Source organism: Nocardioides sp., from assembly GCF_035703625.1.
Taxonomy (GTDB): Bacteria; Actinomycetota; Actinomycetes; order Propionibacteriales; family Nocardioidaceae; genus Nocardioides.
Map to the genome: position 1 here is coordinate 1 of NZ_DASSXS010000334.1, position 2,751 is coordinate 2,751.

The window sequence follows — 2,751 nt, forward strand, 5'->3', positions numbered from 1 at the left end:
CCGCACCCGCCAACCACGACGGAACGAGCGGGCCAAGACAGGAGTCGCCAAGCGCTCCGAGGCACCGCCCGTTCCACAGCCAGCATGAACCCGAGCCGGCTGCCGCTCAAGGGCGCTTGACATCGGTTAAGAACTCAACGGGTCGGCGTTCGTCGACAAGCAGCTGCTGCGGGCCTGCGCCAGCCTCGGCGTCCGGCTGGTCCACTCCCGGCCCGGCGAGCCAGCCGGGAGGGGGAAGATAGAGCGGTTCTTCCGCACCGTCCGCGACCAGTTCCTGGTCGAGATCGGCGCCGGCCGCGAGCTCGACGACATGGAGCGGCTGAACACCTTGTTCACCGCCTGGGTGGAGACCGTCTACCACCGCCGGGAGCACTCCGAGACCCATCAGACGCCGTGGGATCGGTGGTCGGACGGCCACCAGCCGAGACTGCCGACACCGGCCCAGCTGCGGGAGGCGTTCTTGTGGTCGGAATGGCGCACCGTCACCAAGACCGCGACCGTCGGGCTGCACGGCAACACCTACCAGGTCGATGCCGCCCTGGTCGGGCGGAAGGTCGAGCTGGTGTTCGACCCGTTCGACCTCACCGACATCGAGGTCCGCTGGCAGAACCGGCCGATGGGAGCCGCGGTCCCGCACACCATCGGCCGGCATGTCCACGCCAAGGCCCGACCCGACGAGTCCACACCGGCCCCGGCGCCGACCGGGATCGACTACCTCGGACTCGTCGAGGCCCGCCACACCGCCGAGCTCGCCGACCGGCTCCGCTACTCCCAGCTGCCCGACGGGCCCCTACCGGGCCAGCAGCCGCTACCCGGCATCAGCGACGAGACCACCGACACGAGCGGACCCGACACGACCAGCGGGTACCACGAGAGCGAGGTGTCGGCATGATCGAGAAGCTGCAATCCCACTACGGCTTCAGCCGGACCCCGTTCGGGCGCGGGCTGGCGCCGCAGATGCTGCACCGACACGCCGCGCACGCCGAGGCGGTCGCCCGGATCGGCTGGTGCATCAGCGAACGCGGCCTCGGCGTGATCACCGGTGAGGTCGGCGCCGGCAAGACCGTCGCCGTCCGCGCCGCCCTCGCCGGCCTCGACGCCAGCCGGCACACCATCGTCTACCTCGGCAACCCCACCGTCGGCGGCCGCGGCCTCTACCACTGCATCGTCACCGCCCTCGGCGGGGTCCCCCGCTTCCACAAGGCCGCGTTGATCCCCCAGACCACCGACCTGCTCGCCGCCGAGGAACACGAACGCGGCCGCACCACCATCCTCGTCTGCGACGAGGCCCACCTCCTCGACCCCGACCAGCTGGAGGAGCTCAGGCTGCTCACCAACGCCGACATGGACTCCCACTCACCGTTCGCCTGCCTGCTGGTCGGCCAGCCGACCCTGCGCCGCAGGATCAAGCTCGGCACCTTCGCCGCGTTGGATCAGCGCATCAGCCTGCGCTACGCCATGGCAGGCATGACCGGGACCGAGACCGCCGGCTACCTCACCCACCACCTGAAGCTGGTCGGCCGGTCCGACCCGCTGTTCAGCGACGACGCGACCGCGTTGATCCACCAGGTCTCCCGCGGCCTGCCCAGGGCGGTGAACAACCTCGCCATCCAGGCCCTGGTCGCCGCCTACGCCACCAACAAGACGATCGTCGACGAGTCCAGCGCCCGCGCCGCCGTCACCGAGGTCACCGCCGAATAGACCCGCGGCGACGAGCTGAACATAACCGCGACACCACGAACACGAAGGCCCCGCCGACCAACGTCGGCGGGGCCTCTCCATACCCCAAGAACATCCACACGATCAACGACGCCGTCATCCTCATCCTGAGCGCCGTTCAACAATCCAGCCTGTTTGGCGCCCGGTTCGAGATCCCAGCGACAGCGACCCTTCGCATGATCGACACCGAACTGAGAAGCACCCAGGTACTCCTTCGTGCGATGGCGGCTACCACGTGACGCACGATGGCTGCCCGTTCATCTACCGGGCTCGGTTCCAAAGCTCCACGCTCGCAAGGGCGTCGAGCACCGCGCGCTCGAGTAGCCGAGCCTGCGGTCCCTTCTCGGTGGTGGCCCATCGAACCTGCAGTTGGGCACGATCCAGCGCGGCCTTCGCCCAATCGCGAGTTCGCCAGACAGTGCCGGTCTCCACCTGGGTCAGCCGCGCGCGCAACCAGCCAGGGTCTGCGAGTGCGCGGTCCATGGCGGCCTCGCCCAGACCGGACACCGCAGCCCGGCCCCTGTTGTAGACGGTGAGTCGTCCCCGGATGCCCTGACCTCGTCGCTCAGCAGCCATCCCGACGTAGACGACCTGCGTGTCGTCTCGGGCCATGTACACGCCAGGTAGTCGGGGTGCGTTAGCAACTGCTTCGGTGAAGGGAATCCAGGCGCCCCACGCTGCCAGCTTGTCGCTCGGATCTGGTTCCACTACCCAACCATCGCACCGGCTCGCCAGCCTTCCCGGAGACGAGCATTCGCCTCCCTCGAATAGGTGCTGTTACCAGTAATACGACGGGCAGTTGGCAGAAGCAGCGACCGTCGGTGCAGGCGTGTCACACGCTCTCGTCGCCGCGCGCTGCCCGGCCCGTGGACTCACGATCCGCGGAGCCCGCCATCGACGACAAGTTGGCCATTGGGTAGCGGTCGGTTCGGCGAGCTTCTAGCCGTGACCTTCGGAGGCAGATAATTGCTCTTGTGGCCACTCAGGCAGCAGTTCAGCGAGCCGCAATGCTCAAGTCAGTGCACCCCAGCA

3 protein-coding genes are annotated in these 2,751 nt (G+C 68.4%); 2 read left to right on the forward strand and 1 reads right to left on the reverse strand.

What is annotated here, in order from left to right:
* Nucleotides 1–196 precede the first annotated feature (196 nt).
* Both VFN12_RS17445 and VFN12_RS17450 read left to right on the forward strand, forming a co-directional pair.
* On the forward strand, nt 197–892 hold the full coding sequence (locus tag VFN12_RS17445; protein ID WP_325120075.1) for a Mu transposase C-terminal domain-containing protein: 696 nt from the start codon (nt 197–199) through the stop codon (nt 890–892).
* Nucleotides 889–1,701, forward strand: a complete 813-nt coding sequence (locus tag VFN12_RS17450; protein WP_325120073.1) for an ExeA family protein — start codon at nt 889–891, stop codon at nt 1,699–1,701. Before VFN12_RS17445 ends, VFN12_RS17450 begins: the two co-directional genes overlap by 4 nt.
* A 279-nt stretch (nt 1,702–1,980) precedes the next feature.
* On the opposite strand, the gene VFN12_RS17455 is transcribed toward VFN12_RS17450, so the two are convergent.
* Nucleotides 1,981–2,337, reverse strand: a complete 357-nt coding sequence (locus VFN12_RS17455; RefSeq protein WP_325120074.1) for a hypothetical protein — start codon at nt 2,335–2,337, stop codon at nt 1,981–1,983.
* Between the last annotated feature and the right edge of the window lie 414 nt (nt 2,338–2,751).

Excerpts from the sequence above, each read along its gene's own strand:
- VFN12_RS17450 (WP_325120073.1), top strand. The coding sequence starts at position 889 with ATGATCGAGAAGCTGCAATCCCACTACGGCTTCAGCCGGACCCCGTTC.